Annotated in this window: 9 protein-coding genes; 6 read left to right on the forward strand and 3 right to left on the reverse strand. The window is 41.0% G+C overall.

What is annotated here, in order from left to right; all coding sequences use genetic code 11:
* The 3 genes from K1X76_12925 to K1X76_12935 all read right to left on the reverse strand — a co-directional run.
* The coding region (locus K1X76_12925; GenBank protein MBX7149965.1) for an ATP-binding cassette domain-containing protein at positions 1-205 on the reverse strand (205 nt) is incomplete at its 3' end.
* 37 nt (positions 206-242) lie between these two features.
* A complete protein-coding gene (locus tag K1X76_12930) occupies positions 243-536 on the reverse strand; it encodes a hypothetical protein (GenBank protein ID MBX7149966.1) in 294 nt (97 codons plus the stop codon).
* Entirely contained in the window at positions 533-1,021 is a 489-nt protein-coding gene (locus tag K1X76_12935) for a hypothetical protein (GenBank protein MBX7149967.1), read from the reverse strand. The genes K1X76_12930 and K1X76_12935 overlap by 4 nt, the downstream gene beginning before the upstream one ends.
* Positions 1,022-1,186: 165 nt before the next feature.
* Here K1X76_12935 and K1X76_12940 point away from each other — a divergent pair, with 165 nt between their 5' ends.
* The 6 genes from K1X76_12940 to tig all read left to right on the forward strand — a co-directional run.
* Entirely contained in the window at positions 1,187-2,062 is an 876-nt protein-coding gene (locus K1X76_12940; GenBank protein MBX7149968.1) for a patatin family protein, read from the forward strand.
* 22 nt (positions 2,063-2,084) lie between these two features.
* Positions 2,085-2,834 (forward strand): outer membrane protein assembly factor BamD, encoded by a 750-nt coding sequence (bamD, locus tag K1X76_12945; protein ID MBX7149969.1) that lies wholly within the window; start codon positions 2,085-2,087, stop codon positions 2,832-2,834.
* 7 nt (positions 2,835-2,841) lie between these two features.
* Positions 2,842-3,696: a tetratricopeptide repeat protein gene (locus K1X76_12950; GenBank protein MBX7149970.1), complete on the forward strand. Its 855-nt coding sequence runs from the start codon at positions 2,842-2,844 to the stop codon at positions 3,694-3,696.
* A gap of 183 nt (positions 3,697-3,879) precedes the next feature.
* A complete protein-coding gene (locus K1X76_12955) occupies positions 3,880-4,479 on the forward strand; it encodes a hypothetical protein (GenBank protein MBX7149971.1) in 600 nt (199 codons plus the stop codon).
* Between the two features lie 157 nt (positions 4,480-4,636).
* Positions 4,637-4,888 (forward strand): glutaredoxin 3, encoded by a 252-nt coding sequence (gene grxC, locus K1X76_12960; GenBank protein ID MBX7149972.1) that lies wholly within the window; start codon positions 4,637-4,639, stop codon positions 4,886-4,888.
* A gap of 8 nt (positions 4,889-4,896) precedes the next feature.
* The coding region (gene tig / locus K1X76_12965; GenBank protein ID MBX7149973.1) for a trigger factor at positions 4,897-5,662 on the forward strand (766 nt) is incomplete at its 3' end.

Below are 5,662 nucleotides of genomic sequence, written 5' to 3' on the forward strand. Positions count from 1 at the left end.
CTGTTTTAAGCCCTCGCTGAGTGACTACGTCGCCTGTATCGGGAGTTTCAAGGCCGGCTAAAATCTTAAGAAGAGTGGTCTTGCCGGCTCCATTGGGGCCAATTAATCCAATGCGTTCTTTTTCTTCGATTCCAAAATTAAGCCCACTAAACAGCAATCGGGCCCCGAAAGATTTGGATAAATTTTGAACGCTTAAAATTGGCATGCTCCCGTATGGGAGAATGTGTTATTTTATTCAAGCATTAATTTTCAATAGACAATGCATTTTTATCACCTTTTTCGTAGGCTTTAATACGTGCGTTGCATTGTGGGTCATTATTAGCCCAACCCGGGTCAAACTTATATACCTCACTGCACCAATCAAGCGGCTTAAAGCCGGCCGCTTGGCGTTCCGAGTTTGTTTTTTGGAATGAAGTCATAAATTCCTGACGCTGTTCCTTGGTTTTGGAGCTTTTGTAAAAAGCCCCGCCTACCAAGGCTGCGGCACAGTTGTGAAGGATGACGCAGCAAATTAAAATCATGATGTAGTTTTTCATGGTTCCACCTTGTCGTTGGCAATAAGTTGTGTTGATCCTTCACAGTTTTCCTGAAAAGACAGCGCGGCCATATAGGCCACTATTCCACCCCTTACGGGATCCATAATATTTTCGGCCGTTTCATTGGTATTTCCAAAATACTGACAATCCGAAAATATCTCGCCTTCCTCATTACTTATGGCAAAACTGCCGCTTCTATCTATATAATCTCCATTTTCAATACGGGTGCTTGTCTCCGTCACATACAAACAGCCACTTTCAAGATAGTTTTGAATTGTAGGATGAGTGAGATCGGTGACAATCACATAACGATAAATTCCGGGAGAGGTTTGGGCCATCTCAATATTGAAATAATTTTTGGGCATCCCCACAAAATTGGCGGCTTCCGTTTCGGATCCATCTACTTTACTGTCATTATCAGAAGATGTCCCCCCGCAATGAATAAAGCTCATGCAGGCCAGCAGGGTTAAAAATGTAAATCGCATAAAGTTCCTTTCATTTGTTTTTTCCCTGACCCACAAAAAGTCTTTAACGGATTTAAAAAGTGAAAGGGGACTAAAGTGAGGGTTTAAAGCAAAAGTTGGTATACGGTGTATACGGGCTAAAAATTCAATATTGACATAAACTCTTTCATTTGAAAGGTTTGCGGCGTGCAAAAGAAAAAGACAGCATTGGTACTTGAAGGCGGCGGAATCCGTTCTTCGTATTTGGGCGGGGTTTTAGAAATGTTGTATCAAAATGGCTATCCACATTTTGATATCGTTGTTGGCACTTCGGCCGGCGCCTGTTGTGGGGCTAATTTTATTGCGGGCGAAACGCATAAAAACAAAACCATTCTCTTTGATTATCTTTTAAACGGCAATTTCATCAAATTTCAGTATTCGCTTTCTACTAAAAACGTGATGGATATCGATTTTTTGGTAGATGAAGTGTGTGTGAAACATGTGCCGCTCAATCTTCCCAAAATTAAAGCTTCTAAAAGTACCCTCTATATGGCCGCTACCGATTTTTTAACCGGCAAAGCTTTTTATTTTAATAATCGCGAGCACGATATCTTGACGGCTCTTAAGGCCAGTTGTGCAGTTCCCTATATGTATAGAACTTCTGTAATGCATCATGGCCGACGTTATATTGATGGAGGGATGGTGGCTTCTATCCCCGTTAAAAAGGCGCTTGAGGAGGGGGCGACGGATATTGTGGTGATTGGCACAAGGGAAATGGGGTATCGCAAAAGTCCATCTAAAGCTCCCGGCTGGATCCATGACTTTTTTTACCCTAAAAGCGCTATGACACAGGCTTTTAAAAACCGTTATGCTCATTACAATGAAGCCATTGATCTGATAGAAAATCCTCCTCAGGGGGTTACTATTGATCTCATTGCTCCTCACAAAAAATTGGCAGTATCCCGTGTAACCAGCGATAAATTGAAGGTTGAAGAGGCTTATAAGCAGGGTTTAGCTGATGGTTTAGCCTATGTTGCCCTAAAGAAAGGTTTGGGCCAAAAAGACCTTGAACTATCAGCCTAAATTCAATACGATCGGCCCGCTCATGCTTAAAAAATTATCATTTCTTATTTTTATTTTGCTTTCTTTTTTAACGGCTTGCGGTGGTAAAACGTATCGTCCTCCCGTTGGTGCAACCGTCGACCAAGAGTTGCGTCGTTGTACCGAGTTGTCGCGCCAGAAAAAATTTGAAAAGGCTGTTGAATGTTTGGAAATTTTTAAGAGCCGTCATGCCGGTTCCGATTTATCGGGTACCGCCGAACTTTACATTGCCGACAATTTTTTTCGCCAAAAAGAATATTTGCTTGCGGCCAACAGTTATCAAGATTTTATTAAAAACAATCCCTATCACGAAAAAGTGGACTATGCGTATTATCAAACAGCACGTTCTTATTTAAAAGATATGCCCAAGTCTATTTCTCGCGATCAGGAAAATTTAAATTTAGCAGTAGAAAATTTGGAAATTTTGGTGCGTTCCTTTTCTGGGTCGCCTATGGCGGCGCAGGCTCAGGCCGAATACAACCGCGCTCGTGCCCTGCAGGCTAAAAAGCATTTTTATGTAGGTCGTTTTTATTATAAATATGGCGAATATTTGTCGGCCGCGCAGCGTTTTCAGGAAATTGTTGTTAATTATCCGGGCTTAGGATACGACGAAAAGGGTTTTTATTATCTCACCGAGGCTTTACTGAAAACAAACCAAAAGGATATTGCTGCCAAGGTGATTGGTGCTTTTGAAGAACGTTATCCAAGAAGTGAATTATTAAAAAAGGTAAAATCGAAAGTTCAAAAAAGTTAAGGAATGAATGATCGATATTCATTACGATCGCACGATCGGACGAATTATCGATTGCACTTTAAAAATTATGGATGCCGATATTAAATACTTAATTGAACAGGGTAAAAACTTTTTTAAGAATCAGGCTTATAAAAAGGCCGAGGGCTTTTTTTTAAAGGTCATTGCCTCTAACCGTGAATTTGCCGATGTGTACAACATGTTGGGTGTTATCTATCACCAGTCAGGCGAATTTTCGCGTGCTATCGAATCGTTTGAAAAAGCGCTTAAAATTAATCCCAACTACACCGAAGCGCTTCTTAACCTAAGTGTTCTCTATAACGATTTGGGTGAATACCGCCAAGCCAAGCAATTGGTAATGAAATCCAAAAAAATGGCGGCTAAATCGGGTGATGCTATTGATCCTTTTGTAAAGGGAAAGCTTGCCAATAAACATGCCGAAGTAGGCGATATGTATCGCGGTGTGGGTTTATATGCCGATGCCGTTAACGAGTATGGTCGTGCGCTGCGGCTGGCACCTCATTTTTATGATATCCGTAACAAAATGGGTATTTGCATGCGTGAAGATGGTAAAAAAAAGGAAGCTCTTTCCGAATTTGTGCGGATTACCAAAGAAAAGCCAACCTATGCCGAAGCTCAAATTCAATTAGGAATTTCTTATTATGCTTTGGGCCAAGTGGGTGATGCTCGTAAAGTGTGGATTAAGCTCTCACAGGAAAATCCTAAAAACCAAATGGTGAAAACTTATTTGCGTCTTTCTGAGCAAGCCCCTAAAAGGGCAGCTCCGATAATGGCGTCTAAAGTAAAGCCCTCTCTTGTTTCTAAAGCGTCAAAAAAAGTAGCGCCTAAAAAGAAGAAAAAATAATCAAAACCCTGTAACTCCCTTAAATTAATATAAAATTAGTTTGAGCAATGTGGTGTCTTGTGCTATTCACTTAACTCCCAAATCTCGATAAGCGGGATAAGTCTCTGATCAAAAAATTGATGTCTAATCATCAATTTTTTTGTCAGGGACTAAAGGGAATAAATCCATAAGGAGGATTCAATTATGAAAAAACTTGCCTATGCTTTCATTTTGGCAGTTGTATTTGGTGTAATCTCCGGACAAAGCTTTGCGCAATCGGTTTGTGGTGGCGAAATCGTCTATCACAGAGATTGTGACGGCAATAATCGGAAGTGGGGATATAAATGTTGCCCAACAGGATACCGCGTACAGGGTGTTTGGTATGCCGACATGAGTAATGGTCAGGATTATACCGACTCTTTGGGGCCCATCTGCCGTAAGGTTGGTGCTGATGGTAATCCTATGTTGGATACAGCCGACAGAAGCGGAACTGGCAAACGTTTAGAATGCGATAAAAACGAAGTGTTTGCCGGTATTGCCTATAAAGATGTAGTAACTAACCACGGTGGCACACGTGACGCTATGGATGGTATTACGGCTTGGTGTCAAAATGCTAAAACTGGTGCTTTGCGCCGTTTGCCCAACAACGATATAGATAAAGGTCCAAAACACACCTACTCGGAAGAGTATGTTCGTTTACCGCAACGTGTAAAAGCCATTCTCTACAAAGAAAGAGACAATGGCGGGGATAATCCGGGTGGAAGTGACCGCGCCGATTGTGCCACTATTGCTGTAAGCAACTAAAAGCTGTTTCCTTATTTTTAAAAAGCCCCTCCCTTATTACCGGGAGGGGTTTTTTTTTGCCCGGATTATTATAGAGGTTAGCGTCACCCCCTCCATTCGCTCCCTGGTTTTTTTATACTAGCCTTTTATAACGCATTTACTATAAGAACTCCCCTTTATGGCCACTGTGGATGTATATACAACCGGCTATTGCCCTTATTGTACGGCTGCTAAAAGCTTGCTTAAGCAAAAGGGTGTTACGTTTAACGAAGTAAAAGTGGATGGTGACGCAGCCAAACGGGAATGGTTAGTAAAAACCACCGGACAGCGTACTGTTCCCCAAATTTTTATTAACAATCGCTCCATCGGGGGATTTCAGGAATTATCAGAGCTTGAATCTACTGGTAAACTCGATGAATTGCTTAAATAGAGGTATTTATGAAAGCTAATATTGAAAACTTAAGTTCTACTAAAAAGAAAATTAAACTCTCCGTTCCTGTGGATCAGGTGGAAGAGTCGTATAAAAAAGCCTACAACAAAGTACGCTCAAAAGCCGCTATTAAGGGTTTTCGCAAAGGTAAAGTGCCCGATGCAATTTTAGACAAATACTACGGCCAAGACCTGCACATGGAAACGCTTAATTTTTTGGTAGAAAAAACTTTTGCCGAAGCCTGTGCCGAAAACCAGATTAACCCTATTTTGCAGCCCAAGTTTGATTTGCCCGAGCTTAATCGCACAAAAGAATTTAACTATTCGGTAGAAGTTGAAGTAAAGCCCGATATTGAGCCCAAAGATTATTTGGAAATTCCTCTTAAAAAGAAAGAAGTAAAAATTGAAAAAGATGCAGTAGATGCCGAACTTAAAAGAATTCAGGAAGGTAAGGCCAGTTTAAAACCTGCTGATGACAAAAAAACTATTGAAAAAGGATTAACCGCCACGATCGACTTTTTAGGTAAGGTAAATGGTGTTCCGTTTCAAGGTGGTGAAGCCAAGGGATTTATGCTGGAATATGGCGCCGGACGTTTTTTAAAAGAATTTGAAGACAAAATGGAAGGGATGAATGTTGGTGAGGCACGTCAAATTGAAATTACTTTCCCCGAAAATTATAATGAAAAAACATTAGCCGGTAAAAAGGCCACTTTTGATATTACTCTCCATGCCTTGCATGCCAAGGATTTACCAGCCTTAGATGACGAGTTAGCCA

The organism is bacterium, from assembly GCA_019695305.1.
Taxonomy (GTDB): domain Bacteria; phylum UBA10199; class UBA10199; order UBA10199; family JAIBAG01; genus JAIBAG01.